This is a genomic window from Asticcacaulis solisilvae, from assembly GCF_052327315.1.
Taxonomy (GTDB): Bacteria; Pseudomonadota; Alphaproteobacteria; order Caulobacterales; family Caulobacteraceae; genus Asticcacaulis; species Asticcacaulis solisilvae_B.
In genome coordinates this window covers 2,625,203-2,651,852 of record NZ_CP166196.1, presented here as the reverse complement: position 1 = coordinate 2,651,852, position 26,650 = coordinate 2,625,203, and the positions used below count along the sequence as shown (strand labels likewise).

Here is a 26,650-nt window from a genome sequence, read left to right as displayed (position 1 = left end):
GCCCCCTGCGACTTACTCCGCCTGCTTGGCACTCTCCGCGACCAGCACGTCCGCCGCCGGCTTCGCGCCCCTGTGCGACGCATCTTCCTTTGCGACATTGATCGGCTGCGGGCGGCCCTTCTTGATGACGATCTGGCGGCCCATGTAGCGGGTGTAAACCTGGGTGAACTCCGCGCCGATGAAGAATATCTGCGCCGAATAATAGATCCACGCCAGGACGACGATGACCGATCCGGCCGCGCCATAGGCCGACGAAAAGGCGGAGCGCGCCAGGTAAAGCCCGATCAGGTACTTGCCGACCGAGAACATCAGCGCGGTCAGCCCGGCGCCGACCCAGACGTCGCGCCATTTGATGTGCACATCCGGCAGAACCTTGAAGATCACGCCGAACAGCACGGTGATCACCAGGAAGGACACGACCAGGTTGGCCGCGTGGAACAGGAAGCCCGGCGTCGCGCCGGGGAAATAGGTCGATACGACCGACAGGGCCGTCGACAGGACCAGGGCCGCCAGCAGCAGGAAGCCGATCCCCAGGATCATGGCGAAGGACAGGACGCGCTTCTTGAAGAACCAGGCGATGTCCGACCGTGTGTTGTCGACATTCCAGATCGTGTTGAGCGCATCCTGCATCTGGGCGAAGAAACCCGTCGCCGATACCAGGAGGATGCCGGTACCGATCAGGGTCACCACCGTGCTGGTCGTCTTGGAATGCGCGTCGGCCAGGATGGCGCCGACGGCTTCGGCGCCCTGAAAACCGATCAGCCGGCGGATCTCGGCCAGGATATAGCCGTTGGCGTCGTGGCCGAAGACGGCGCTGGCGATCGCTATGGCGATAAGCAGCAGCGGACCGATCGACAGCATGGAGTAAAAGGCCAGGGCGGCGCCGAGACGCGGCACCTTGTCGTCATTCCACTCGCGAACCGTCTCGCGCAGAATGAACAGCATGGTGTTGACAGTAAGCGGCGGGCGGGTGCCGTTGCCGGGCGTCATGCGCGGTCCTGAAAAATGAATCGAAAAAAACAAACCCGGGGAGGATGTCTCCGCCCCGGGTAAAGGAATAATGACTATGTTCTGGGTCGTGCCGCTAAAAAAGCAATATCGATCTGCTTAGGCGAGATCGGACAGCACGCTCATGTCGTAGGAATTCATCCCGCCGGGAGCCGGGGCGGCAACGGCGGATTCGGCCGGCGCGGCGATGCCGGTATTGGCCTGGAAGGCTTCCGGACGGCGTTGCAGGCAGCGGCCCTGGAAGTAGGCGCCGACGTCGATCGCCAGTTGTTCGTGGGTGATGTCGCCTTCGACATAGGCCGTGGCCTGCAGCTTGACCTGCTTGCCCTGGATCGAGCCGACGATGCGGCCGCGGACTTCGATGGTTTCAGCCTCGACCTTGCCTTCGATGCTGCCCGATTCACCGACCGTCAGGTGGTTGACGCGGACATCGCCCTTGACGGTGCCGTCGAGGTGCAGGTCGCCCGAACCGGTAACGCTGCCGTCGATGACCAGGCCGGAACCGACGCTGGAGAAGGGCTTCGCGCCGCCTTGCGGACGCTGGCTGGCAGCGGCGGGGCTCTTGTTGAGATTCACGGCCGGCGCGTCGAGCGGCGGCGCGGTATTGGCGGGCGCAGTCGGCTTGGCGTCGGCGCGGGCCGGTTTGTTAGTTTTGCTGAACATAGTCTCCTGCCTTCAAAAAGCGTGCGGGGTTTTGCGGGCGGCCGGCGATCCAGACCTCATAGTGGAGGTGCGTGCCGGTCGAACGTCCTGTGTTGCCCATCGAGGCGATGCGCTGGTCAAGCGCCACGCGCTGGCCGGCATGAACGCTGTACGACGCCAGGTGGGCGTAGCGGGTCTTGAAGCCGTTGCCGTGGTCGATTTCCACGACGTTGCCGTAACCCGTGCGGATGCCGACATAGGACACGACGCCCGGCGCGGTCGCATAGATCGGCGTCAGGTAGGCGCCGGCGAAGTCCTGGCCTTCGTGGAAGCGCGGGGCATGGTTGAACGGGTCGAAGCGGACACCGAAGCCGCTGGTTTCGCGCGTACCGACGGTCGGCCGGCCGAACGGAATGTGCTCGGAGCTGTTTTCCAGGCCGCGCATGTCCGACAGGTCGGTGGCGGCATTGGAAATGCGCTCGGCGAAGTCCTCGTCGACGCCCAGCATGGTGGCCAGCGTCTTTACGTCCTTGTGCGCCAGCGGGGTACCGTCGCCCGAGCCCGCGAAGGCCTGCGGATTAAGGCCGGCCAGGCGGAAGGCGAGACGCAGCTTTTCGGCGCGCGACTTGGCGAAGACCTCCGCACGGGTGACCATGCGTTCCTGCTCGGCGCGCACCGAATAGATGCGTTCGACCGGTGGCAGGCTGTCATCGACCGGCGCCGGAGACAGCGCTGCAGCCGCGCCCGGAATGCCTTTGAAATCTTTCAGGATAGTGGCCAGCGCCGCATGTCGCTTCTCAACCGTCTGCGCCAGGTCTTCCAGCGAGCCGGAATTGGCGTTGGCCTGTTGCGTAGCCAGGTCCAGGCGTGCCTGGCGGTCGGCGATCCAGCGCTCGGACTGCGCCTTCATCATCTTCATCTGGGCTTCGGCGGCTGACCCTTGCGCGGCGGCGAAGAACAGGGTGAAGCCAGTCGACACCACCAGCCAGGTCATGGCGGCGGAGGCGAAAATGGCGAAGATGAACTGCTTGGCCGGGCTCAGGACATAGCCGCGCGTCTCCCCGCCGGAGCGGATATAGAGGTAGCGCTCCGGAAAGATATCACCAATCCAGTCGCTCAAGCTCGCAAAGCTTGTTTTACGCATCGCCGCCAAGACCCTAAACCTTTTATTAAGTATGCCTTTCAGACAGCACGTGCGCAAGGCGTATGTTGCGGCCTGATTCGGTCGGGCTCGAAAATCCCATATTTGTCAATAGAAACGGGAGTGTGACATCCTCATGAAGATCCGGATTTACGCCGGTACGAAAATGTCGGTCCCACCTCTGTGCCAATATGAAAGTCTCCCGCCAACCTTTTCAAGATCGATGCCGTTAACAAGGCGGTTACACATTCGTTACCATCCCACGGGTTGAAACGCTGCCTAGGCCATCAGCGTTTTCAGCGCCTCCAGCACCTTGTCGACATGGCCGTTGGTACGGACCTTGCGCCATTCCTGACGAACCTGGCCGTCGGGATCGATGATGTAGGTCGACCGGTCGGTTCCCATGTAGTTGCGGCCGTACAGGCTCTTTTCGATCCAGGCGCCGAACGCCGCGATCGTCTCCGTCGTTTCATCAGATAATAACGGCATTTTCAGGCCGTATCTGGCGATGAACTTGTCGTGATGCTTCAGCGGGTCCTTGGACAGGCCGTAAAGGTTCACGCCCAGACGCTTGAAGTCCGCCGCGGCGGCGGAAAATTCGCAGGCTTCCTTGGTGCAGGTCGGTGTATTGTCGGCCGGATAGAAGAAGATCACGCTCCAGTGGCCTTTGAGGCTGGCGTCCGACACGGTTGTGCCATCGCTGGACGGCAGCGAGAAGTGCGGAACGGAATAGGGCTTGAAATCGGGTGCCGGATCGTTTTTTGCCATAGGCCTGCCTTGCTTGTCGGTTAGAGAGCGAAAATAACGGTTGCGGAGTCGTCTTAACCCTGTTTTGTCGGCTTTCGTCTATGCTGGCGAAACGTCCGCCGCATTGGATGACATCGATAGGCCGAAAACGTCGTCGAGACGGATTTGGATCGGGTGTTGCGTACCATACCGCCGGGACGTCGAAACCGAAAATTTGCGCCCCGAAGGACCGCAGATAAGACTGCAAGACCAGAGTAGACCGACATTTCGCCCACTGCCGCCAGCCGCACCCTGCTTGAGACCATAAGACGCCGCCTCCGCTTGTTCATAGCGGGCTGGGTGGTGCTTATGCTTGTCCTGCTGGGCGTGCGTCTGCACCAGGGGCCGATGAATGTCGATTTCATCCGTCCGGTCATCGCCGATCGCATCAAGGACAAGATGCCCGGCAGCCATGTCGCTATCAAGCACCTGGACCTGGTCTGGTTCGGTGACGAGACGGCGCTGGGCTTTCGCTTCGACGACCTGATCATCCTCGACGGCAAGAACCGTATCATCCTGCGCGCCGGCAAGCTGGAAACGGCGCTCGCGGCCGACAGCCTTCTGCTGCTTCATTTCGATCCGGCGCGCCTGACCGCCAGCGATTTCTTCGCCGTGACCTCGGTGTCGAAGCTGGGCAAGTACGAGCTGGGCTATGAGGCGCACGGCGCGCCCGAGGCCGTGGGCGGGCTGGAACAGATAATCAACGACCTGACGGGCCCCGAGCGCCTGGGGCATCCGTTCAGCTTCGCACGCCAGATGGCGCTCAAGGACGGCCAGTTTCGGCTGATCGAAGAGAATACGGCCCTCGACTGGACCGCGCGGGTCGACACCATCGATTTCAGCAAGCGCAAGGGCCGGTTGCGCGCCCATGCCAACCTGGCCATTGCCGGCGAGGGCGGTGGCCCTGTCGCGACCCTGAACGCCTCCGCCGACGGCACGGTGGGACTGACCCAGTCGGCGATTACCGCCGACATCGCCAGGCTGGTCCCGGCGCACGTCTTTCCGGCGGCCGGCGTCACGCACTACCTGTCGCTGATCGATGCGCCGCTGAATGGCCGCGCCACCGTGCAGTACAGCGTGAAAAAGGGTTTTGAGTACGCGTCGGGCGACCTGTCGGCCGGCAAGGGCTATCTGCGCCTGGGCGATGTCCATCAGAATTTCGACGGCGCCCAGGTGTCGGCGACCTATGAATCCGCGACGCGTACGGCGATCTTCAAGACCTTCCGCCTGCAGGCGCATCTGATCGACGCCGACCTGCACGGCAAGGTGAAGCTGACGCCGGAAGATGCGAAAACCAAAACGGATTTTGCCATCGCTTTCGATTTTTCGGGCCCGCGCGTCACCGGGCGCCTGGCCGACGACTTCTCGTTGCAGACCTTGACCGACGTGCACTTCAAGGGCGCCTTCATTCCGAAAGTGCGCCAACTGAAGATCGAGACCGGCACGGGCAAGCTCAATGGCGCGCCCTTCGATTCCGAGGGCATGGTCTATACGGACGAGCAGGGGCGGCTGGGCACGGATCTAAAGGCGCGCATCAACGGCCGTTTCACCAAGGACGAGGTCTTTGCCTTCTGGCCGGAAGACCTGTCGCATATCCTGCGCGGCGACCTGATCGAGCGCATCAAGGGCGGTGACTTCGCCAACGCCAACTTCGTCTTCCGCATCAAGCCGGGCGAAGACCTCAACAACCAGAATCTCAGGCTCGACTTCGATTTCAGCAATGCCGAGATCGCGGCCGAGCACCGCCTGGCCAATATCACCGGCCTGAAGGGCCACGGCATCCTGCTGGGCGACAGCTTCGCCATGGACGTCACCGAAGGCCGGCTGGTCGAGGTCGGGCTGACGCACGGCGGGCTGCTGGTGCCGAGCTTCCATGAGCACGACACCAGGACGCATATCTGGCTGGAAAGCCAGGGTGACGCCGTCAAGGTCATCGAGGCCGTCGATCCGATCACCAGCGGCGACCTGGGCAAGCACGGACTGAACAAGACGCGCATGGCCGGTACGGCCGAGACGCGCGTCGACATCACCTTCCCAACCTTCCACGAGATCAACGAACACACCTTCGGCCTGACCTTCGACGCCCATATCCATGATGGCGGGCTGAAGGAAGCGGCGCTGGGCTGGGACATGTCGGGCGCGGAACTGGAGGTCAAGGGCGACCTGCTGGCCAATACGCTGAGCGCCCGGGGGCCGGCTCAGGTCGGGCCGTACAACGGCCTGGTGACGTATGATACCCAGTTCACGCCGAAAACCCAGCGCGTCACCATCGACGGCCATTTCAACGCCGCGCAGTTCGGCGGCAGTCCCAAGGTGCCGGTGGCCATTACCGGCCAGTTCAATATCAGCGGCGGCAAGGGGCAGGGCAAGGTCCAGGCCGACATCTTCCGTGGCGACGTGACGTGGAGCAATGAAGGCTCGGATGACCCAGAGCGCCCGTCGCAGGTCGTCGTGCAGGGGGCGACCCTGGCGTCGGGCATGATGGCGCAGGGCCTGCCGATGTTCGACCATCTGCCGCAGGAGCTGCCGACCAGGATTTCGCTGCTGCGCTCAGGCGAGATCTGGTCCGGCACGATCGACGCCGAAGCCCTGTCGGGAGACCTGGCCTATGTCCAGGGCAACAGCCCGCGCCTGGTCTACAAGTCCATCATCACGCCGGCGGAAGCCAAGGAACTGGGCTACGGCGCGCTTCCGGTCTTCAAGGTGCCGCGCCACCTGACCGTCAATGTGGCGCTGGACGCGCAATCGAAGGAAGCCCTGCTCAAGCTCGACGACATGAATGCCGTGCTCGGCTGGTCGGAAGTGAAGGGCAGTGACGACGTGCTTCGCCGCCTGACCATGACCGTGCAGCCGGCCGACTGGGTAACCATGGGCCTGCCGACCCTGTTCTTCCACCCGTCGAAGCCGGTGGCGCTGACGGCGTTGTGGCGGCAAGATGCCGAGGCGCTGAAAGGCACCGTCACCTTGCTGGGCCAGGATATCGATTTCGAAATGCCGACGCGCGAAGCCCGCGGTGCCGCGCCTGCCGGCCAGCCCAAGCCCGACCTGCGCGTGCGCGGCGTCATGGACGACAGGGTCATGGCGGCTCTGGGCTATACGCAGACGCCCGTGCATATCATGGGCGTGCTGGGCGTGGTCTTCAGCCTGTACGACACGCCGGGCCTGCCGGCCGCCGTGCTCAATGTCGACGCCAGCGAGGCGCAACTGGGCGTGCGCGCCACCGACTGGACGAAGCCGGCCGGTGAAAAGGCCGATTTCGCCGTCTCGTTCGACGACCGTGGTGATCAGGGCGGCGTCAACCTGTCGCGGATCGTGGGTGAAGGCGACCGCATCCGCATCGACGGCCGGGCCTCGTTCTCGGACAATGGCGACCTCGAATTCGCTGATTTTTCAAGCCTGTACCTGAAGGACTTCATCGACGTCACCTTCAAGTACTATGTGCTGCCGGGCCAGAACACCAATGTGATGGCGATCAGCGGCGCCCAGCTCGACCTGCGGCCCTGGTTGCAGAACGAGACCGCACCCGAAGCGCCGGCGCCGGCCAGTACCCTGCCGGCCGTGGTCGAAAAGGCGCAGGCGACCGTGACGCCGACCCACTTCGTGCTCGATCTCGGCCGGTTGCAGACCGCACCGCTGGGCGCCTTCTCGAAACTGAAGCTCGACGTGGCGTGGGACGGCCACAGCCAGCTGACAGGGCAGGGGTCGGCTCTGACCATGGACGGCAGTCCGGTGGCGGTGGCCTTCCAGGGCGTGCCGGTAAAGGGTAAGGAGCCGGAATATACCCTGTTCAACATCCGCACGGGCGACTTCGGCGACGTGCTGCGCACCTTCAGCGGCGTGACCAATGTCTATGGCGGCACGGCGGTGGCCGAAGGCACCTATCGCGACGGCCAGATCGATGCCGGTGTGCGCGGCCAGAACACCCGCGCCAAGCAGATACCCGTGCTGGCGCAGTTGCTGACCGTGGCGTCGCTGACCGGGCTGAACGATACGCTGACCGGCGAGGGCATCGCCTTTACCGACTTCGACTTCCCGGTGCGCTATCGCGACAATGTCGTCTTCGTGCGCAACGGCTGGGCCAAGGGCAAGGCGCTGGGGCTGAACGTGTGGGGCACGACGGACCTGGACCACCGGACCTATGACCTCAACGGCACGATTATCCCGGCCTACCGCATCAACGCCTTGTTCGGCGACGTGAAGACCAACGGCCTGGGCCTGGTCGGCATCAAGTACGACGTCAAGGGCGGCTTCAAGCTGCCGGTGGTGGGCGTCAATCCATTGTCGATCATGATGCCGGGCTTCATGAAGGTATGGGAAAACGACCAGCGCAAGGACGCGATCGCGCCGCTCGACCTGGCCGAACCCAAGGACATCATGAACGGCCTGCGCCAGAAGACGGCCGAAGCGCTCAAGCAATAACGCGGTTGTCTTATCGCCCGCCGGGTGTAGTCTTTCCCTGAAATATGGGAGACGATCATGCTGGCATTCCTGATCCTGGCCGCTGCGGCGGCGCAAACGCCTGCGACACCAGGTGACGTCATGGCCGGATTCGTCGGATCGTGCTGGCAGGCCGAAATGGGCAGCAACAATGCCGACACCCATTGTTTTTCAATGTCTTCGGGCGGCGGGCTGGTGCTCGACGTGCACAAGGTGCGCGATGGCCAGAAGGCCGTCGTCTACGAGGGCGTCACCGTTTATCGCGCCGACGCCGGCAAGGTCACCTTCGGCTACTATAATTCGCTGGGCAATCTGATGCCGGGCACGATGAGCCGCAGCGGCGACGATCTTACGGGTACGGTCGTCATGCCGAACGGCACGACGCAGGAGGTGCACTGGCATCTCAACACCGACAGCTACGACGCGACGGGCGCGTTTCCGGCGCCCGTCCACTATCGCAAGATCGGTCCCGCCGGAGACGGCGGGCTTTAAGATCATTGTGAAGGATTGAGGCGCGCGCTTGGGGGTTCTGCGGTCCCCCCTTCCGTCTCGCCTTTCGCTACGCTTCAGGCGAGCCACCTTCCCCGTTTACGGGGAAGGTGGTGCGAGCGGAGCGAGTGACGGAAGGGGGGACTTGTCGACGTCACAAGCCTCCCAAGTTAGACCGGTTTCACCAGCAGGATCTTCTTCTTGCCCTGCGAGACCTTGATGACGCCGTCGCCGTTGAGGTCGGCCGCCGTCACCAGCTGATTGCCGTCGGTGATCGCCACGTCGTTGACGCGAAGGCCGCCGCCTTGCGCCAGGCGGCGGGCTTCGCCGTTCGAAGCGGTCAGGCCGATGCGGGTGGCGAGCGCCGCCAGCATGATGCCTTCGTCGAGCGCCGCACGCTCGATCTCGACGGTCGGCAGGTCGGCCGACAGGACGCCTTGCTCGAAGGCCTTCTGGGCGGTATCCCGCGCGCTCTTCGCGGCTTCGCCGCCGTGCAGCAGGCGCGTGGCTTCGTCGGCCAGCACCTTCTTGGCGTCGTTGATCTCGGCGCCTTCCAGCGCTTCTAGGCGGGCGATCTCGTCGAGCGGCAGTTCGGTGAACAGGCGCAGGAAGCGGCCGACGTCCTTGTCCTCGGCATTGCGCCAGTACTGCCAGTAGTCGTACGGGCTGAGCAGATCGGCATTGAGCCACACGGCGCCCGACGCCGTCTTGCCCATCTTGGCGCCCGAGGCGGTGGTGAGCAGCGGCGTCGTCAGGCCGAAGGCCGTCGAGCCTTCCTTGCCTTCGCCCATGCGGCGCGTCAGCTCGACGCCGTTGATGATATTGCCCCACTGGTCCGAACCGCCCATCTGCAGGATGCAGTCGCGGCGCAGGTTCAGTTCGCGGAAGTCGACCGCCTGCATCAGCATGTAGTTGAATTCGAGGAAGGTCAGGGGCTGTTCGCGTTCCAGCCGCAGCTTGACCGAATCGAAGGTCATCATGCGGTTGATGGTGAAGTGCGGGCCGAAGGTGCGCAGGAATTCGATATAGCCGTATTGCGACAGCCAGTCGTCATTATTGACCATGACGGCGTCGTTGCCGGTTTCACCGAAGGTCAGAAATTTCGTGAAGACCTGTTTGATGCCGTTGAGGTTTTCGGCGATCTTGGCGTCGTCCAGAAGCTGGCGCTGCGTGTCCTTGCCCGAGGGGTCGCCGACCTTGGTCGTGCCGCCGCCCATGAGGACGATCGGCTTGTGGCCGGTCTTCTGCAGCCAGCGCAGCATCATGATCTGAACCAGGCTGCCGGCGTGCAGCGACGACGCCGTGGCGTCGAAGCCGATATAGGCCGTGATCATGCCCGCCTTCGCCAGGGCGTCCAACGCCTCGGCGTCGGTGCACTGATGGATGAAGCCGCGCTCTTGCAGGGTGCGCAGAAAGTCGGATTTGAAGCTTTGCTCGGTCATGATTTGGGTGCAGTATCGGTTCAAAAGAGGGCTAGGTCTCTGGCCTCTTATGCCCCCCATAGTCAAGAGCGCGACGCGAAAATGACGAATGCCACATTGAAAGTCCTGGGTTTCATGACCGGTACGTCGCTCGACGGCATCGACATGGCGGTCATCGACACCGACGGCGAGGCGAAGCTCGACTTCGGACCGTGGGCGGAAAAGCCCGTGCCCGCGGCGGTGCGTTCGCTGCTGGAGGACACGGTCAAGGCGGCGTTGAAGTGGCCGCGCGGCGCTGAAGAACCCGCTATCTTTACTGAGGCGCGCAAAGCCATGGTGGAATGGCACGCGGAATCGTCGCACGCGTTTCTGAAAGCCAACGGCCTGGCTTATGGCGATCTGAACGTAATGGGCGTGCACGGCCAGACCGTCCTGCACGAACGCCCCAAGGCCGGCGTGCCGGGCCGGACCGTGCAACTGTTCGACGGCCAGGCCCTGGCCGACCTGACCGGCGTCGACGTCGTCTGCGACTTTCGTCAGGCCGACATTCAGGCCGGCGGCGAGGCCGCGCCGCTGGCCCCCGTCTATCACCGGGCACTGGCGCAAAAAGCGGGGCTTGAACTGCCGGTCGTGGTGGTCAATCTCGGCGGCGTCGCCAATATCACCCTGATCGACGCCGATCTGAACCTGACCGCGCTCGATACCGGTCCGGCCAACGGGCTGATGGACCAGTGGATGCGGCTGCATAGCCGTGGCGACTACGATCACGAAGGCCAGATCGCTGCATCCGGAACGGTTTCCGCCGATATCCTAAAGCAATACATGAGCCATGCCTATTTCGGGGCCAAGGCGCCGAAGTCGCTCGACCGCTACGACTTCACGCTGGAAGGCGTTCAGGGCCTGAGCGTCGAAGACGGCATGGCGACCCTGTCGGCCTTTACGGTCGAAAGCCTGATGGCGGGGATCGGTCTGGTCGGCGCGAAGCCGAAGACCGTGATCCTGGCGGGCGGCGGGCGGCAGAACACCTTCCTGGTGTCGCAGATCGCCAAACGTCTCGCGCCCGCCCGCGTTATCGCGGCGGAAGACCTCGGTTGGCGCGGCGGGGCGATCGAGGCCGAAGCCTTTGCCTATATGGCGGCGCGCTCGCTGAAGGGCCTGCCGATCTCCTTCCCCGGTACGACGGGTGTCAAGGCGCCGCTGACCGGCGGCAACCTGTTCCGTCCGCGTGCGCGGAAGCTGTCGGCGTCAGCCTAGGTGGGCGGCGATCATCGGCGCGATTTCGGCCGCGTGCGTCCGTGCCAGGTCGTGCTGGCCGTCCTTGACGACATGCAGATGGGCGTCCGGAAGCTGTGATTGCAGATATTCACCGACTGCGACGGGACTGATCGGATCGTCATCGCCCCACAGCAACAGCGATGGCTGGCGGATATCCGCAAAGCGGTCCGAAACGTCGGGGCGCTGGTCGATGACCCAGTCCGCCACAGCCGGGAATTCGCGGCGGTATTCCGGCCGCCAGTCGGTTGCGCCCAGCTTCGCGATATCCATGCCGCCGGCGGTGACCGTCAGCACAAGGCGGCGGACGATGTCGGGATAGCGCAGGGCGATCGTCATGGCCAGGGCACCGCCCATCGATTGTGCGACAAGATCGACCGGCTGGCCGTCGAAGCGCGCCACGACCAGGCCAACAAGGTCTTCGTACGAATTGATGCCAGGATCGGCTGGATTGGCGCCCAGCCCCGGCCAGCCGAAATGGACCTGACCGAATTCAGGCAACAGATCGCCGACAGGCTGCCAGAAACGCGGGTCTCCGCCCACGCCGGGCAGGAAGAAGACCCGCGGGCTCATGGGACGGTTATTCCTTCGAACCGGCCATGCGGCGGTCGATATAGGCGCCGACGCGCTGCTCGACTTCCGGCAGGCGGTCGGTCCAGAAGTGGTTGGCGTCGTCGACGACTTCGTGGTCGATCGTGATGCCCTTCTGGGTGCGCAGCTTGGCGACGACGCGGTCGACTTCGGCCGTCGGCACGATGGTGTCGGCGGCGCCGTGCAGGAACATGCCGGAGGCCGGGCAGGGTGCCAGGAAGCTGAAATCGTAGGCGTTGGTCGGCGGCGACACCGAGATGAAGCCGTCGGTTTCCGGACGGCGCATCAGCAATTGCATGCCGATATAGGCGCCGAAATCGTAGCCGGCGACCCAGAACTGCGACGCCGTCGGGTTCTTGGACTGCAACCAGTCGAGTGCGGTCGCCGCATCGGCCAGTTCGCCCACGCCCGAATCGAATTCGCCCTGGCTTTTCTGTACACCGCGGAAGTTGAAGCGCAGGACCGAAAAGCCGCGCGTCATGAACAGGTGGAACAGCTGGACCGTGACGGGATTGTTCATATGGCCGCCCGCCTTGGGGTGCGGGTGCAGGATCAGCGCGATCGGCGCATTCTCGCTCTTGCCCTGGCTGTAACGGGCTTCGATGCGTCCGGCGGCTCCGGCCATAATGACTTCAGGCATTCAATCACCTTGAATTTCAAAAATTTTGCAGTGCACGCGCCAAATACTTGATTGTTTTAGTCGGAATTAGTAGAGTTCCAACCGAACCCTCAAGCAGGCGTCGGATCGCGCCTCTTAGCACAAAGATTTGGCTTTGCGCAGGTTTTTGCAACCGGTCCGCATTTTGCCATCACTCCGGGATCGGAATTTCATGCGCCTTTCCACAAAGGGACGTTATGCCGTCATGGCCATGACCGACCTGGCCCTTAACGGCCAGAGCGGGCGGCCGATCTCGTTGTCGGAAATCTCAGAGCGTCAGCAGATTTCGCTGTCTTACCTCGAACAGCTGTTCGCCCGCCTGCGCAAGGCCGGGCTGGTCAAAAGCGCACGCGGCCCCGGCGGCGGCTATACGCTGTCGCGCGGTGCGGACACGCTCTACGTCTCCGAAATCGTGGTGGCGGTCGACGAACCGATCAAGGCGACGCGCTGCGAGCTGACCTCGAACAAGCTGGGCGCCAACAAGCGTCTGGGCAAGGAGGCGGCGGCGCGCGAGATCGGCTGCATGCCGGGCGGCCAGCGTTGCCTGACGCACAATTTGTGGGAAGATCTGGGCGTGGCCATCCACGACTATCTGAGCCAGGTGTCCCTGGAGGACGTGATCCGCAAGCGCACGCGCAAGACCGTGCGGATTTCGACGCCCGAACCCGTGGCTACCCATACCCTGCTGGAGGCCTGATTGACCGTCTATCTCGACCATGCCGCGACATCGCCGCTGCGCCCCGAGGCGCGCGAGGCGTTCCTGCGCGTGGCCGAGGCGGGCGGCAATGCGTCGTCGGTGCACGGCGTCGGGCGCAAGGCTAAGATCGCGGTCGAAGACGCCCGCGCCGGTATGCTTGGCGCGCTGAACGCGACCGGGCAGGCCGGGTTGGTCTTTACCTCGGGCGGCACCGAGGCCAATGCCCTGGCGCTCCATCAGGCGCGCGACTTCGATTACGTAGTGGTGTCGAAGGGTGAGCACGACAGCGTCTTTACGGGCGTCGGCGTTCTCGGCCGGCCGGTCGAGACCGTAGCGCTGACGGCGGACGGGCAGGCCGATCTCGAAGCCTTGGCGGATATTCTGGCCGGCACTGAAGGCCGGCCGTTTGTCGCCCTGATGCTGGCCAATAACGAGACGGGCGTCGTCTCGGATATCGCCCGGGCTGCCGCGATCGTCGCGAAGCACCAAGGCTGGTTGCACGTCGATGCGGTGCAAGCGCTCGGCAAGATCGATATCGATGTCTCCAGCCTGGGCGCCCAATCCTTAAGCCTGTCGGCGCACAAGGTCGGCGGCGGGCAGGGCGTGGGCGCTTTGGTCTATGAGCGCGACCGCGTCATCAAGCCAGGCCTGGTCGGCGGCGGCCAGGAACTGGGCCTGCGCGCCGGCACCGAAAATGTCCCGGGGATCGCAGCCTTCGCCGCGGCGGTTCAGGCTTGCCAAGGCGTCGATGAGGCCGTAAGCCGCGCGCAAAGCGCGGTAGAGGCCTCGCTTGCGGGGCTGGGCGTCACCATATTGGGGGCGGACGCGCCGCGCGTGCCGGGCATACTGGCGATCGTTCAGCCGCACTGGGCGTCCAACCTGCAACTGATCCAGATGGATATGGCGGGGATTTGCGTCAGCTCGGGCTCGGCCTGTTCGTCGGGCAAGGTCAAGGCCAGCCGCGTCGTGGCTGCGATGGGCCTGGCGGATATGGCGGACAAGGTTTTGCGCGTGTCGTCCGGCTGGACGACGACTGCGGATGACTGGGAGCGTTTTTACGCTGTCTGGTCAAAAGGTTACGAAACGTATTTGGAGCGTCATGGTAAGGCGCCGGTAAAGGAACAGGCCTGATGGCTGCGGTTAAAGAGACGATTGATACGGTGGCTAGGCTCGAAACCTACGAGCACGGCTTTGTCACCGATATCGAAACGGAATACGCCCCCAAGGGGCTGAACGCCGACATCGTGCGCTTTATCTCGGAGAAGAAGGGCGAGCCGGAATGGATGCTCGACTGGCGCCTGAAGGCGTTCGAGCGCTGGCAGTCGATGGACGAGCCGACCTGGGCCAAGGTGAAATACGAGCCCGTCGATTACCAGGACCTCTACTACTACGCCGCGCCGAAGAAGAAGGAAGGGCCGAAGTCGCTCGACGAAATCGACCCGGAAATCCTCAAGACCTATGAGAAGCTGGGCATTCCGCTGAAGGAACAGATGGTGCTGGCCGGCGTCGAAGGCGCGCCGAAATACGCTGTCGACGCGGTCTTCGATTCCGTGTCGGTCATCACGACCTTCAAGGACGAGCTGAAAAAGGCTGGTGTCATTTTCTGTTCGATTTCAGAGGCCTTGCGCGAATATCCTGACCTGGTGCGTCAATATCTCGGTTCGGTCGTGCCGGTGTCGGACAACTATTTCGCCGCGCTGAATTCGGCGGTCTTTTCGGACGGATCGTTCGTCTATGTCCCGCCGGGCGTGCGCTGCCCGATGGAGCTGTCGACCTATTTCCGCATCAATGCCGAAAACACCGGCCAGTTCGAACGGACGCTCATCATCGCCGACAAGGGCGCCCACGTGTCGTACCTGGAAGGGTGCACGGCGCCGCAACGCGACGAAAACCAGCTGCATGCGGCGGTGGTCGAACTGGTCGCGCTCGACGACGCCAATATCAAATATTCGACCGTGCAGAACTGGTATCCCGGCGACGCCGAGGGCAAGGGCGGCATCTACAACTTCGTCACCAAGCGCGCCGATTGCCGCGGCGCGCGGTCGAAAGTGTCGTGGACCCAGGTCGAAACCGGTTCGAACGTCACGTGGAAATACCCGTCGTGCATCCTGCGCGGCGACGACAGCGTGGGCGAATTCTATTCGATCGCGGTGACCAACGGCGCGCAACAGGCCGACACCGGCACCAAGATGATCCATCTCGGCAAGAACACGCGCTCGCGCATCATCAGCAAGGGCGTGTCGGCCGGCAAGTCGACCAACACCTATCGCGGCCTGGTCTCGGCGCATGCGAAAGCGTCGGGCGCGCGCAACTTCACCCAGTGCGACAGCTTGCTGATCGGCAAGACGTGCGCCGCCCACACCGTGCCCTATGTCGAAAGCGATACCGCGAAGGCGCAGTTCGAGCACGAGGCGACGACGACGCGCCTGTCGGAAGACCAGCTCTTCTACGCCATGCAGCGCGGGTTATCGCAGGAAGAGGCCGTAGCCTTGCTGGTCAACGGCTTCGTTCGTGACGTGCTCCAGGAACTGCCGATGGAATTCGCCGTCGAGGCCCAGAAGCTTGTGGCGATTAGTCTTGAGGGGAGCGTGGGATAATGCTGTCTTCTTTCTCCGCCCCATCGCAGATGGGGAGGGGAACCACGAAGTGGTGGAGGGGTCTTCTTCCTTTAGCTTCGCCCCCTCCGTCTCACCCTTCGCTAACGCTACGGGTGATCCACCTCCCCATCTGCGATGGGGAGGAGCCATCCGTTACTGCCGCCCGTTTTAATCGAGACCAACGTCCATGCTGAATATCGAAAATCTCTCCGTCTCCGTGGACGCCAAGACCATCCTCAAGGGGCTGACGCTCGACGTGCCGGCGGGCGAAGTCCACGCCATCATGGGGCCGAACGGCGCCGGTAAATCGACGCTGGGCTACGCCCTGGCGGGGCGGCCGAACTACGAAGTGACCGGCGGAAGCGTCGCCTTCAACGGCGAGGACCTGCTGGACAAGGAAGTGCATGAGCGCGCCGCGGCGGGCCTCTACCTGTCCTTCCAGTATCCGCTCGAAATTCCGGGCGTGCCGGCCCTGACCTTTCTGCGCACGGCTTTGAACAGCCAGCGCAAGCTGCGCGGCGAGGACGAGGTCACCGCGCCCGAATTCCTGAAGAAGGTGCGTGAGGTCGCCAAGTCGTTGAAGATCGACATGGACATGCTGAAGCGTCCGCTCAACGTCGGTTTCTCGGGCGGCGAAAAGAAGCGCATGGAAGTCCTGCAGATGGCCATGCTGCAGCCGAAGTTCCTGATCCTCGACGAAACCGACAGCGGGCTCGACATCGACGCGCTCAAGGTCGTGTCGGACGGCGTCAACGCCTTGCGCGCGCCCGACCGCGGCATGCTGGTCATCACCCACTATCAACGGTTGCTCGATCACATCAAGCCCGACCGCGTCCACGTCCTGGTCGCCGGCCGCATCGTCAAGTCGGGCGGGCCCGAACTGGCGCTGGAACTCGAAGCGCGCGGCTACGACGAATATCTGGGAGTGGCGGCGTGAGCCTTGAAGCCATCGACATCTACGATCCGCTGACCTACCCGACGCGGCGTGACGAGGATTGGAAATATTCCGACCTCGGCCGGTCGTTGCGCGCCACGCCGGAACCGAGCGAGGCGTCGGTCGAACGCATCGAAGGCGAGGGCCGCCTGACGCTGAACACGGTGACGCAGGGCCGCAAGCTGTCGATTGCCGGAAGCGAAAGCACCGACGAGATCGCGGTCGCCGCCGGTGAGACCCTGACCCTGTTCGAGACCTATACGGGCCACGGCCAGTACGCCGCCAACGACACGCGCAAATTCACCGTGGGCGAGGGCGCGACCCTGATCCGCGTTGTCCTGCTCGATGAACCCGAGGAGGCCGTGTCGATCCGCCGCTCAACGGTTGATACGGCGCCCGGCAGCGTCTTTCGCCAGTACGTCTTTTCGACCGGTGCCAAGTTCCAGCGCTTCGAGACGCATGTTGACCACGCCGGCCACGGTGCCGAAGTAGAGATGAACGGCGCCTACCTGCTGTCGGATAAACGCCATTTCGACCTGACGACGCGCGTGCGCCACGGCCAGGTCGACGGCGTCACCAGCCAGTTGATCAAGGGCCTGGTCAAGGACAGCGCCACCGCCGTCTTCCAGGGCCGTATCCTGGTAGAGCGTGGCGCCGACGGCACCGACGCCCGCATGCGGCATCAAGCGTTGATGCTGAATGACGGCGCTCACGTCCGCGCCAAGCCCGAGCTGGAGATCTATGCCGACGACGTCCAGTGCGCCCACGGCAATACGATCGGCGCGCTCGACGAAGAGGCTTTGTTCTTCTGCATGTCGCGCGGCATGAACGAAACCCAGGCGCGGGCGCTTTTGACCCACGCCTTCGTCCTGCCGGTCGCCGACATGATCCCGGATGAAGCCCTGCGCACGACGGTGCTCGAATTCCTGGAACAGAAGGCAGGAGGCTTCGATGCCGTTTGACGTCGAAAAGGCCCGCGCCGACTTCCCGATCCTGTCGCGGATCATCAACAATAAACCGTTGATCTATCTCGACAGCGGCGCCAGCGCGCAAAAGCCCACGGCCGTCATCGACGCCATGGGCCACGCCATGCGCCATTCCTACGCCAACGTCCACCGCGGCCTGCACCGCCTGGCCAATGAGACGACCGACGCCTATGAGGCGGGCCGCGAGACCGTGGCGCGCTTCATCAATGCCGACGTCAACGAAATCGTCTTCACCAAGTCGGCGACCGAAGCCGTCAACCTGGTGGCCTTCTCGTACGGGCAGTTGCTTAAGGCTGGCGATGTCATCCTCACGACCGAGATGGAGCACCACGCCAATATCGTGCCGTGGTACATGCTGGCCGAGCGTTCAGGCGTCATCCTGAAATACGTGCCGATCCGCGACGACGGCAGCCTCGATATGGAGGCCTTCGATCAACTGTTGACGCCGGACGTCAAGCTGGTCGCCATCACCCACATGTCGAATGTGCTGGGGACGATCAACGATATCCCGGCGATCGCTGAAAAGGTCCATGCCATCGGCGCAAAGCTGATGGTCGATGGCTGCCAGGGCGTCGTCCATTTGGCCGTGGACGTGAAGGCGCTGGGCGCCGACTTCTACGCTTTTTCGGCGCACAAGCTCTATGGCCCGACCGGCCTCGGCGTCCTCTACGCCCGCGCCGAGCTGCTCGAAGCCATGCCGCCGTATCAGGGTGGGGGCGAGATGATCGCCCACGTCACCAAGGACAAGATTACCTGGAACGAACCGCCGCACCGCTTCGAGGCGGGCACGCCGGCCATCCTGGAAGTCATCGGGCTGAAAGCCGCGATCGACTGGCTGTCGCAGTTCGACCGCGCCGAGATCCTGGCGCATGAGCATGCGCTGTATAACCGCGCCTACGACGCCCTGACGCAAATCAACAGCCTGCGCGTTCACGGCACGGCGCCGGGCAAGGGCTCGATTCTGACCTTTAGCCTGGGGAGCGCCCACGCCCACGACGTGGCGCAGATCCTCGACCGCTACAATGTCGCCGTCCGCGCCGGTACACACTGCGCCGAGCCGCTGATGACCCGTCTGGGCGTCACCTCTACCGTGCGCGCCTCCATCGCCCTATATAACACCGAAGAGGAGATTGACGTGCTGGCGGAGGCTGTGGCTAAGGCCCAGTCGTTCTTTGCCTAATGTCTTCCCTGTCATGAGTAATGAGATGAGCGAAGCCACCCCCGACACCACAGCGGAAACGTCGCTGTTCAGCCTGGACGACATGGGCGCCAACCAGCCTCAGGCGCTGGAGCAGGCCGAGCTCGACCGGTTGACCGATGAGCTGATCACTGCCTTCAAGACGGTGTTCGACCCGGAAATCCCGGTCGATATCTATGAACTGGGGCTGATCTACCGCGTCGACGTGTCCGACGACCGCGACGTCGTGGTCGACATGACCCTGACCGCGCCCGGTTGCCCGGTGGCCGGTGAAATGCCGTCCTGGGTTCAGGACGCCGTCATGAAGGTCGAAGGCATCAAGTCATGCGACGTCAACCTGATCTTCGATCCGCCTTGGGATTCGTCGAAAATGTCGGACGAGGCCAAGCTGGCCCTGAATATGTTCTAAGCCATGGAAACCCAGCCCAACATCACACCCCGCGTCCGCCGTCCGCGCCCCGCCGTGGTCAGCCTGACCGAGGCTGCCGCCGAACAGGTCAAGGCCATCATGGCGCGCGCCGACAAGCCCTATGTGGGCTTGCGCGTCGGCGTCAAGCAAGGCGGCTGCGCCGGCCAGGAATACGTGCTGTCCTATGCCGATGAGGCCGGTCCGATCGACGAGGTCATCACCGACAAGGGCGTCACCATCCTGATCGAGCCCAAGGCCGTCCTGTACCTGGTCGGCACGGTCATCGACTATGAGACCACCAAGCTGGCGTCGAAATTCGTCTTCAACAATCCCAACGAAACCGACGCCTGCGGCTGCGGCGAAAGCGTGACGATCAAGCCCGTTTCCGAGTGACGGATTGCTCCAGCCAGCGTTCGGCGTCGTGGATCGTTACGAAGGCCTCACGCCGGTCGTAGGGGAACAGCTTGGCGACCGTGTTGACGCGGACTTCATCCAGCGAATTGTTGACGACGACCGCCACGTTGGACGTGTAGGTGCGCCCGTCGAGGCGTTCATGCCACCAGTCGGCCAGCCGGATGATGGCGTCGAAATCGACCAGGCCTTCGGCACGGCGGTAATCGAACAGGCGGTCGTAGGCCCAGGGTTCGGCCAATGCGGCATAGACCTCTATCCAGCTATCGATCAGCGCATTGCTGTCGATATGGCCGGCAATTTTGAAAACGATGCGTTTCCTGTCCTCGTCGATCCGGGACGTGGCTTTGAATAGTGCAGCCATCTGATCCGATACTCCGACTACCTTCTGTCGGACAAACTAGCACCGGACCATTAATATTATTTATGCGGTGACCAGGACCGACGGCACGACCGGCGTGTTGGTGGCTTCGGCGATCAACTGTTGAGAGCGGGCCTCGATGCGGTCGCGAAGCAGGTCCAGGAATTCGTCCTTGGCCATGCCTGGCATGATGGGGTCAAGGAACTCGATCACCGCCGTGCCCGGTGTCTTCTTGTAATGCTCTTCCTGCCAGAACAGGCCGAGATTGGTCGCCACCGGCACCACAGGCATGTCGAAATTGTTCATCATGTGCCAGACGCCCGAGCGGTAGCGGCGATAGGTGCCGGGGGCGTTCAGATGACCTTCCGGATAGATCAGGATCGAGCGGCCGTCCTTGGCCGCGTCGGCCGAGCGCGAGGCCAGGTTGCGGCGGGCTTCCATGCCGCCGCAATTATTGACGACGATGGCGCCCAGCTTCTTCAGCAGCGTTGCCATGAAGGGATATTTTTCGAGATGGTCGCCGGTGACGAAGGCCAGGTCGGGGATGGTCGAATAGATGCAGAAGCCGTCGCCCCAGCTGTGGTGCTTGCAGGCGTAGATGACCGGGCGGTCGATCAGGTGCTCGCGGCCGCGCACCTCAAGCCTGATGCCGGCGAAGGTGCGCATGGCCCACACCATGCGTTTCGTATAGCGCGCGATGACCCAGGCGACGGGCTTGCGTCCCGGCAGGAAGGACAGCAGCAGCGCGGCCACGCTGTAGAATACCGACAGGAACCAGTAGGCGACGGCGAACAGAAAGCTGTTCATGGGCTTTTCCCTTAAATGACATGTCTATTTTTGAACAATGTTCAAAAATAGTCAAGACCCAAAATAAAAGCCCGGTGGACGAGGTCCGACCGGGCGTTTATTGAAGCGTTTCAATGGGCTTACGCTGCTGAGGAGCCGCGCATCGACGTCAGGCTGGCCACGGTGACACGGTTGCGGCCGTTGTTCTTGGACTGGTACAGGGCCTTGTCGGCGCGGTCGAGCAGGTCGAAGGCGTCTTCGCCGAAGTCGCGTTCGGCAATGCCGGCCGAAATGGTGACGGTGCCCAGGTCTTCGTTGGTCGAGCGGCGCTTCAGGACGCGCGAGGCGATTTCCTGGCGGGCTTCGTTGAGGATGCGTTCGACCGTTCCCGCGGTTTCGCCGGGGAAGAGCAGGCCGAATTCTTCGCCGCCGTAGCGGGCGGCCATGCGCGGCTGGCGGCCGATGCGGGCAAGCACGCTTGCCACATAGCGCAGGACCTGGTCGCCGGTCTGGTGGCCCCACGTGTCGTTAAAGCGCTTGAAGTGGTCGATATCGATGACCGCCAAGGTCAGGGGCTTCGACGCGTCGAGCGTTTCGCAATGATTATCAAGGGCTTCGTCGAAGGACTTGCGGTTGGCCAGGTTGGTCAGCGCGTCGGTCATGGCCTCCATGCGCACCTGGTCGAGGTGCTTGCGCAGGCGGTTGACTTCGCGCGACGATTCCGTCAGGCGGCCTTCCAGTTCGACGTGGTGATTGAGCACCTGAACGGTAGCCTCGGCCAGGTTCTTGACCAGGCCGCGCAGGGCGTCGGCGTCCACGGCCGACATCGACTTCTGGGCGCCTTCCAGCGTTTCGGAATAGTGCTTTTGCGTCTGGCGGGCGTCGGCGATGATTTCGGTGATCGAGGCCAGTTCGCGCGTCAGCTTCAGGCCCGCGTCGCGGACTTCGTCGTTGAGCTTGAGGCGCGAAATGAATTTGGCGGCCAGGCTTTCCGAAATATCTTCGGTAATCTGTTCGCCGGCCTTGATAAGGCGTTGAATTTCCTGGGCCAGCGGACATTCGGGATCGCCGGCGACATACAGCCACAGTTCGTAGTTCAGCGGGGTAGGCCATACCCCGTGTTCCTGCATCAACCGGAGAGCCTCTTGCGCCAATGCGTAGGCGTTCGGGCTTCTGACGCTGATCTCGATGTCGTTGTTCATCCGGTCCTCTGGCTTGCTGCCTTTTTCTACGGCAACAGGCGCACTCTAACCAAACTTCTCTGACAGCCGGTTAACGGGCTCAAAAAAGACGGATGATCAGGCCTTTATCTCGGTGGGGCGCAGGATGAAGGCCGGGGTATGATCGCCGAAGGGCGTCGTGGGACGCGGCTCAGCCCTTGATTTTTCGGGCTTTTTATCGTTGCGGTCGCGACCGCGCGACGGTTTTTCGCGGACGGGCGCTTCAGCCTTGGCGGCGGGTTCAGGCGCGGCTTCCTGGGCAGCAACCGGTTCGGAGGCGGGCACGGGCGCCGGGGTGTCTTCACGTTTACGGCCGCGCGGCGCGCGATCGGCGGGCTTTTTGTCACCACGGCCACTCTTGCCCTTGCGGTCGTCGCCGCGGCGGGGGCGGGCGGGAGCGTCGCCGAGGTCGGAATAGTCGACGTCGAGTTCGACCGTCGCCGGTTCCTGTTTGATCAGCTTGACGACCTTGTCGTAGTTCTTTTCATCGCCCGGCGACAGCAGCAGATAGGCTTCGCCCGTGCGGCCGGCGCGGCCGGTGCGACCGATGCGGTGGACGTAGTCGTCGGCGTGGATGGGGGCGTCGAAATTGAAGACGTGGCCGACGGCCGGAATATCCAGGCCTCGCGCCGCGACGTCGGACGCCACCAGCAGGGTGAGGCTGCCGTTGCGGAACGATTCCAGCGTCTTCATGCGCAGGGACTGGTCGAGGTCGCCATGGATCGGCGCGGCATTGAAGCCATGGACCGCCAGCGATTTGGCGACGATATCGACGTCCGACTTGCGGTTACAGAAGACGATGCCGTTTTTGATGTCGAGCGAGCGCAGCAGGGTGCGCAGGGCGATACGCTTGGCGCGCGCGTCGCGGTGCGGCACCTTGAGGACGTATTGCGTGATGTTCTCGTTGGTCGTCGCCGGGCGCGAGGCTTCGATACGCACCGGGTTCTTGAGGAACTGTTGCGTCAGGCGCGTGATTTCCGGCGGCATGGTCGCCGAGAAGAACAGGGTCTGGCGCGTCGCCGGGGTCAGCTTGAAGATGCGCTCGATATCGGGGATGAAGCCCATGTCGAGCATGCGGTCGGCTTCGTCGACCACCATGATCTGGACGCCGGTCAGCAGCACCTTGGAGCGTTCGAACAGGTCGAGCAGGCGGCCCGGCGTGCAGATCAGCACGTCGACGCCCTTGTCAAGCTTGGCGACCTGGTCGGCCATCGACACGCCGCCGATGAGCAGGGCCCAGTTCAGCTTATGATACTTGGCGTATTTCTCGAAGGCTTCGGCAACCTGGTCGGCCAGTTCGCGCGTCGGCGCCAGAACGATGGCGCGCGGCATGCGGGCGCGTGAGCGGCCGGCGGCCAGGCGCTCGATCATCGGCAGGGTGAAGGCGGCGGTCTTGCCGGTGCCGGTCTGGGCGATGCCCAGCACGTCGAGGCCGGTCAGGGCCACGGGAATGGCCTGTTCCTGGATGGGGGTAGGGGTGTCGTAACCGGTTTCCGCGACCGCTTTCAACACTTCGGCGCCTAAACCCAGATCGGTAAACTTTGTCATGGGCGTCCATGTGCTACGTCACGTCGCGCAAGTAAAGCAAAAGCTCTGATTCGTCGCGTCCGCAGATACGATTTGTTGCTTTTGCGCCGTATTGCGAGGCGATTATTGACGATTTGGCCCATTTCAACGCGTCACCGATTGCTTTCCACTAGGGAAAGTTTGCCCGACTATCAAAAACCGGTAGGCCGTTATACGTCCAGTTCGTCGGCGACGAATTCGGCGTGGTCCTGGATGAAGCGGTAACGCAGTTCCGGCTTGCGGCCCATCAGCGTTTCGACCAGGTTTTCGATGTCTTCTTCGTCGTGCGGCAGGGTCACGCGCGCCAGGGTCCGCGTCTTCGGATCCATGGTCGTTTCCTTGAGCTGCGCCGGCATCATCTCACCCAGGCCCTTGAAGCGGCCGATTTCGGGCTTCTTGCCCTTGAATTCGGTGGCCAGGATCTGGGCGCGGTGGGCATCGTCCCGGGCGTAGACCGTCTTGTTGCCATGGCTGATGCGGTACAGCGGCGGCATGGCCAGGAACAGGTTGCCGTTGCGCACCATGGCCGGCATGGTCCGGTAGAAGAAGGTGATGAGCAGCGAAGCGATGTGCGCGCCGTCGACGTCGGCGTCGGTCATGATGATGATGCGCTCATAGCGCAGGTCTTCTTCGCGGAACTTGGCGCCGGGCTGGACGCCGAGCGCCAGGCCCAGGTCCGACAGTTCGGCATTCTGCTTCAGCTTGTCGACCGTCGCCGACGCGACGTTCAGGATCTTGCCGCGCAGGGGCAGGATGGCCTGGGTATTGCGATTACGCCCCTGTTTGGCCGAGCCGCCGGCCGAGTCGCCTTCGACGATGAACAGTTCGGTGCCGACCGCGTCCTGGCGCGCGCAGTCCGCCAGCTTGCCCGGCAGGCGCAGCTTGCGCGTGGCGGACGCACGCTGGACTTCCTTGTCCTTGCGCTTCTTCAGGCGTTCCTCGGCCTTTTCGACGACGAACTGCAGCAGCTTTTCGGCCTGCTTCGGCTTGTCGGTCAGCCAGTGGTCGAACGGATCGCGCAGGGCGACTTCGACCAGCTTCTGCGCGTCGGGCGACGACAGGCGATCCTTGGTCTGGCCCTGGAATTCCGGATTGCGGATGAAGACCGAGATGATGATGCCGGCATAGGCCGCGACGTCTTCGGCGGTGATCAGGGCGCCGCGCTTGTCGCCGATCATTTCGGCGTAACCCTTGAGCGAGCGCGTAAGCGCCGCGCGCAGGCCGGCCTCATGCGTGCCGCCATCGGGCGTCGGGATGGTGTTGCAATAGGACTGGACGAAGCTGTCGTGCTCGTCGAAGCCGGCGGCCGACCAGACCACGGCCCATTCGACGGCGCCGGCTTCGCCCTTGCGCTCGACGCGGCCGGCGAAGATTTCGGTCAGGCTTTCCGTATCCTTGATGCGCTCGGCCAGGTAGTCGGCCAGGCCGTTCGGGAAGAAGAACTTGTCCTCGGCCGGCGTCTGGTCGTGGATCTGCGAGGCCGCGCACTTCCAGAAGATCTGCACGCCCCGGAAAAGATACGCCTTGGCCTTGGCCATGCGGTACAGGCGCGCCGGCTTGAAATGGGCGCCGGTGCCGAAGATTTCATGGTCGGGCAGGAAGCGGATGCGGGTGCCGCGCTTCTTGGAGGGCTGGACCTGCTCGATCGGGCCGAGCACATGGCCGCGCGAGAAGTTCTGCTGCCACTCATAGCCGTCGCGCCACACGGTGACTTCCTGACGTTCCGACAGGGCGTTGACGACCGACGCGCCGACGCCGTGCAGGCCGCCCGAGGTGGCGTAGGCCTTGCCCGAGAACTTGCCGCCCGAGTGCAGGACGGTCATGATGACTTCCAGCGCCGACTTGCCGGGATATTTCGGATGTTCGTCGACCGGCATGCCGCGGCCGTCGTCGCGCACCGAGACATAGCCGTCGGCGTCGAGCTCTACCCAGATCGCCTTGGCATGGTTGGCCACGGCTTCGTCCATGGCGTTGTCGAGCACTTCGGCGAACAGGTGGTGCAGCGCCTTTTCGTCGGTGCCGCCGATATACATGCCCGGGCGCTTGCGCACCGGCTCAAGCCCTTCCAGCACTTCGATGCTGGAGGCGCCGTAAGAGGTATCGTTATGCACGGGCTCGGGATCGGGCAGCTTTTCCACCTTGGCCCTGGCCGGCTTCGCGGCAGGCTCGGGGGCGGCGGCAGGCTGCTCACCGAACAAATTCTGGGATAAATCTTGTTGCGCGGGTTTGGAACTCATGACTCGAACATGTAGCGATTCGCGGGCCGCAACGCAAAGCCTACGTGAAGAAAACGAGAACATATCCAAAGTTTGCGTATAAAAAAGGCCGCAAGCCCGATGGGCTTGCGGCCAGCACTTCAAACCTTGGTCAGGTTCAAGATTTTTAGAACGACGCCTTCAGGGTGGCGTACAGGTTGTTCGGCATCTTTTCGGCTTCGCTGTAGCGCAGGTCCAGAGCCAGGTGGTCGGTCAGCGCGTAGGTCACGCCGGCGTTCCAGGTGGTGTAGCGAGCCGATTCATAGTTGGCGATGGCGCCCGAAACCGACCACTTGCTCGACAGCGGGTACGAAGCGTTGACTTCGTAGTACGGCTTTTCGAGGGTTTCGGTCGGCAGGTACATGGCGACGCCGATCGAGCCCTTGCCCATCGGGTGCGACACGGCGGCCTTCAGTTCACCGGTCGTGGCGCTGTCGGCCGACGGATAGGTGTAGTAGATGACGCCGAAGTCGTAGCTCCAGTTGCCGACGGTCGGCGTGATGCCGAGGTACAGGTCGGCTTCGGTGTTGGCGTTTTCGCCCTTCGGCGCGACGAAGTCGACGTTCGACAGCCAGGTGCCGGCGTAGAACATGCCCTTCTTGTAGTCGATACCGCCTTGCAGGGCCGCGTTGCCGTTGGTTTGCGAAACGCCGCGCCAGACGTAGTTGTTGGTCAGTTCGAGGTTGTAGCTGAGCGAACCCTTGTCTTGCGCCATGGCGGCCGAGCCGGCGAAGAGCGCGCTAAGGGCGACGGCAGCGACAAGAAGAGACTTTTTCATGGTCGGT

At 63.2% G+C, this 26,650-nt stretch carries 24 protein-coding genes; 11 read left to right on the top strand and 13 right to left on the bottom strand.

The window, feature by feature from the left end:
- Positions 1 to 12 precede the first annotated feature (12 nt).
- The 4 genes from AB8717_RS12570 to AB8717_RS12555 form a co-directional block, all read right to left on the bottom strand.
- Positions 13 to 990 (bottom strand): YihY/virulence factor BrkB family protein, encoded by a 978-nt coding sequence (locus AB8717_RS12570; protein WP_443747672.1) that lies wholly within the window; start codon positions 988 to 990, stop codon positions 13 to 15.
- A gap of 117 nt (positions 991 to 1,107) precedes the next feature.
- Positions 1,108 to 1,671, bottom strand: a complete 564-nt coding sequence (locus AB8717_RS12565; RefSeq protein ID WP_443747671.1) for a bactofilin family protein — start codon at positions 1,669 to 1,671, stop codon at positions 1,108 to 1,110.
- Positions 1,655 to 2,794: a peptidoglycan DD-metalloendopeptidase family protein gene (locus AB8717_RS12560; RefSeq protein WP_443747670.1), complete on the bottom strand. Its 1,140-nt coding sequence runs from the start codon at positions 2,792 to 2,794 to the stop codon at positions 1,655 to 1,657. Before AB8717_RS12560 ends, AB8717_RS12565 begins: the two co-directional genes overlap by 17 nt.
- Before the next feature lie 276 nt (positions 2,795 to 3,070).
- Entirely contained in the window at positions 3,071 to 3,559 is a 489-nt protein-coding gene (locus AB8717_RS12555; RefSeq protein WP_443747669.1) for a peroxiredoxin, read from the bottom strand.
- A gap of 327 nt (positions 3,560 to 3,886) precedes the next feature.
- Between AB8717_RS12555 and AB8717_RS12550 the strand changes: the two genes are divergently transcribed.
- A complete protein-coding gene (locus tag AB8717_RS12550; RefSeq protein ID WP_443747668.1) occupies positions 3,887 to 7,996 on the top strand; it encodes a hypothetical protein in 4,110 nt (1,369 codons plus the stop codon).
- A 57-nt stretch (positions 7,997 to 8,053) separates the two neighbouring features.
- Positions 8,054 to 8,506, top strand: coding sequence for a hypothetical protein (locus AB8717_RS12545; protein WP_443747667.1), 453 nt, complete (start codon positions 8,054 to 8,056; stop codon positions 8,504 to 8,506).
- Between the two features lie 167 nt (positions 8,507 to 8,673).
- On the opposite strand, the gene tyrS is transcribed toward AB8717_RS12545, so the two are convergent.
- Positions 8,674 to 9,945 (bottom strand): tyrosine--tRNA ligase, encoded by a 1,272-nt coding sequence (tyrS, locus tag AB8717_RS12540; protein ID WP_443747666.1) that lies wholly within the window; start codon positions 9,943 to 9,945, stop codon positions 8,674 to 8,676.
- 81 nt (positions 9,946 to 10,026) lie between these two features.
- Here tyrS and AB8717_RS12535 point away from each other — a divergent pair, with 81 nt between their 5' ends.
- On the top strand, positions 10,027 to 11,178 hold the full coding sequence (locus tag AB8717_RS12535) for an anhydro-N-acetylmuramic acid kinase (protein ID WP_443747665.1): 1,152 nt from the start codon (positions 10,027 to 10,029) through the stop codon (positions 11,176 to 11,178).
- Here the strand turns inward: AB8717_RS12535 and AB8717_RS12530 are convergent.
- Together AB8717_RS12530 and AB8717_RS12525 are read right to left on the bottom strand one after the other, a co-directional pair.
- Positions 11,170 to 11,769, bottom strand: a complete 600-nt coding sequence (locus AB8717_RS12530; RefSeq protein WP_443747664.1) for an alpha/beta fold hydrolase — start codon at positions 11,767 to 11,769, stop codon at positions 11,170 to 11,172. The two genes, AB8717_RS12535 and AB8717_RS12530, sit on opposite strands and share 9 nt — an antisense overlap.
- Before the next feature lie 7 nt (positions 11,770 to 11,776).
- On the bottom strand, positions 11,777 to 12,427 hold the full coding sequence (locus AB8717_RS12525) for an alpha/beta hydrolase (protein WP_443747663.1): 651 nt from the start codon (positions 12,425 to 12,427) through the stop codon (positions 11,777 to 11,779).
- Between the two features lie 190 nt (positions 12,428 to 12,617).
- Between AB8717_RS12525 and AB8717_RS12520 the strand changes: the two genes are divergently transcribed.
- The 8 genes from AB8717_RS12520 to AB8717_RS12485 all read left to right on the top strand — a co-directional run bounded on the left by AB8717_RS12520 (position 12,618) and on the right by AB8717_RS12485 (position 19,659).
- Entirely contained in the window at positions 12,618 to 13,142 is a 525-nt protein-coding gene (locus AB8717_RS12520; RefSeq protein ID WP_443747662.1) for an Rrf2 family transcriptional regulator, read from the top strand.
- Positions 13,143 to 14,273: a cysteine desulfurase family protein gene (locus AB8717_RS12515; protein WP_443747661.1), complete on the top strand. Its 1,131-nt coding sequence runs from the start codon at positions 13,143 to 13,145 to the stop codon at positions 14,271 to 14,273.
- Positions 14,273 to 15,739: a Fe-S cluster assembly protein SufB gene (sufB, locus tag AB8717_RS12510; protein WP_443747660.1), complete on the top strand. Its 1,467-nt coding sequence runs from the start codon at positions 14,273 to 14,275 to the stop codon at positions 15,737 to 15,739. Before AB8717_RS12515 ends, sufB begins: the two co-directional genes overlap by 1 nt.
- Positions 15,740 to 15,926: 187 nt before the next feature.
- A complete protein-coding gene (gene sufC, locus AB8717_RS12505) occupies positions 15,927 to 16,676 on the top strand; it encodes a Fe-S cluster assembly ATPase SufC (protein ID WP_443747659.1) in 750 nt (249 codons plus the stop codon).
- Positions 16,673 to 17,635 (top strand): Fe-S cluster assembly protein SufD, encoded by a 963-nt coding sequence (sufD, locus tag AB8717_RS12500; protein ID WP_443747658.1) that lies wholly within the window; start codon positions 16,673 to 16,675, stop codon positions 17,633 to 17,635. Before sufC ends, sufD begins: the two co-directional genes overlap by 4 nt.
- Positions 17,625 to 18,839, top strand: coding sequence for an aminotransferase class V-fold PLP-dependent enzyme (locus tag AB8717_RS12495; RefSeq protein ID WP_443747657.1), 1,215 nt, complete (start codon positions 17,625 to 17,627; stop codon positions 18,837 to 18,839). Before sufD ends, AB8717_RS12495 begins: the two co-directional genes overlap by 11 nt.
- An 82-nt stretch (positions 18,840 to 18,921) precedes the next feature.
- On the top strand, positions 18,922 to 19,266 hold the full coding sequence (locus AB8717_RS12490; protein ID WP_443750885.1) for an SUF system Fe-S cluster assembly protein: 345 nt from the start codon (positions 18,922 to 18,924) through the stop codon (positions 19,264 to 19,266).
- Positions 19,267 to 19,269: 3 nt separating this feature from the next.
- On the top strand, positions 19,270 to 19,659 hold the full coding sequence (locus AB8717_RS12485; protein WP_443747656.1) for a HesB/IscA family protein: 390 nt from the start codon (positions 19,270 to 19,272) through the stop codon (positions 19,657 to 19,659).
- On the opposite strand, the gene AB8717_RS12480 is transcribed toward AB8717_RS12485, so the two are convergent.
- The 6 genes from AB8717_RS12480 to AB8717_RS12455 all read right to left on the bottom strand — a co-directional run bounded on the left by AB8717_RS12480 (position 19,640) and on the right by AB8717_RS12455 (position 26,643).
- The gene (locus AB8717_RS12480) at positions 19,640 to 20,041 is read right to left on the bottom strand and encodes a hypothetical protein (protein ID WP_443747655.1); all 402 of its coding nucleotides are present in this window, start codon (positions 20,039 to 20,041) and stop codon (positions 19,640 to 19,642) included. The two genes, AB8717_RS12485 and AB8717_RS12480, sit on opposite strands and share 20 nt — an antisense overlap.
- A gap of 60 nt (positions 20,042 to 20,101) precedes the next feature.
- A complete protein-coding gene (locus tag AB8717_RS12475) occupies positions 20,102 to 20,845 on the bottom strand; it encodes a lysophospholipid acyltransferase family protein (RefSeq protein WP_443747654.1) in 744 nt (247 codons plus the stop codon).
- Positions 20,846 to 20,964: 119 nt separating this feature from the next.
- Positions 20,965 to 22,026, bottom strand: a complete 1,062-nt coding sequence (locus AB8717_RS12470) for a GGDEF domain-containing protein (RefSeq protein ID WP_443747653.1) — start codon at positions 22,024 to 22,026, stop codon at positions 20,965 to 20,967.
- Between the two features lie 96 nt (positions 22,027 to 22,122).
- Positions 22,123 to 23,592 (bottom strand): DEAD/DEAH box helicase, encoded by a 1,470-nt coding sequence (locus AB8717_RS12465; protein ID WP_443747652.1) that lies wholly within the window; start codon positions 23,590 to 23,592, stop codon positions 22,123 to 22,125.
- 188 nt (positions 23,593 to 23,780) lie between these two features.
- Positions 23,781 to 25,847 (bottom strand): DNA topoisomerase IV subunit B, encoded by a 2,067-nt coding sequence (gene parE, locus AB8717_RS12460; RefSeq protein WP_443747651.1) that lies wholly within the window; start codon positions 25,845 to 25,847, stop codon positions 23,781 to 23,783.
- Between the two features lie 145 nt (positions 25,848 to 25,992).
- On the bottom strand, positions 25,993 to 26,643 hold the full coding sequence (locus AB8717_RS12455; RefSeq protein ID WP_443747650.1) for a TorF family putative porin: 651 nt from the start codon (positions 26,641 to 26,643) through the stop codon (positions 25,993 to 25,995).
- Positions 26,644 to 26,650 lie beyond the last annotated feature (7 nt).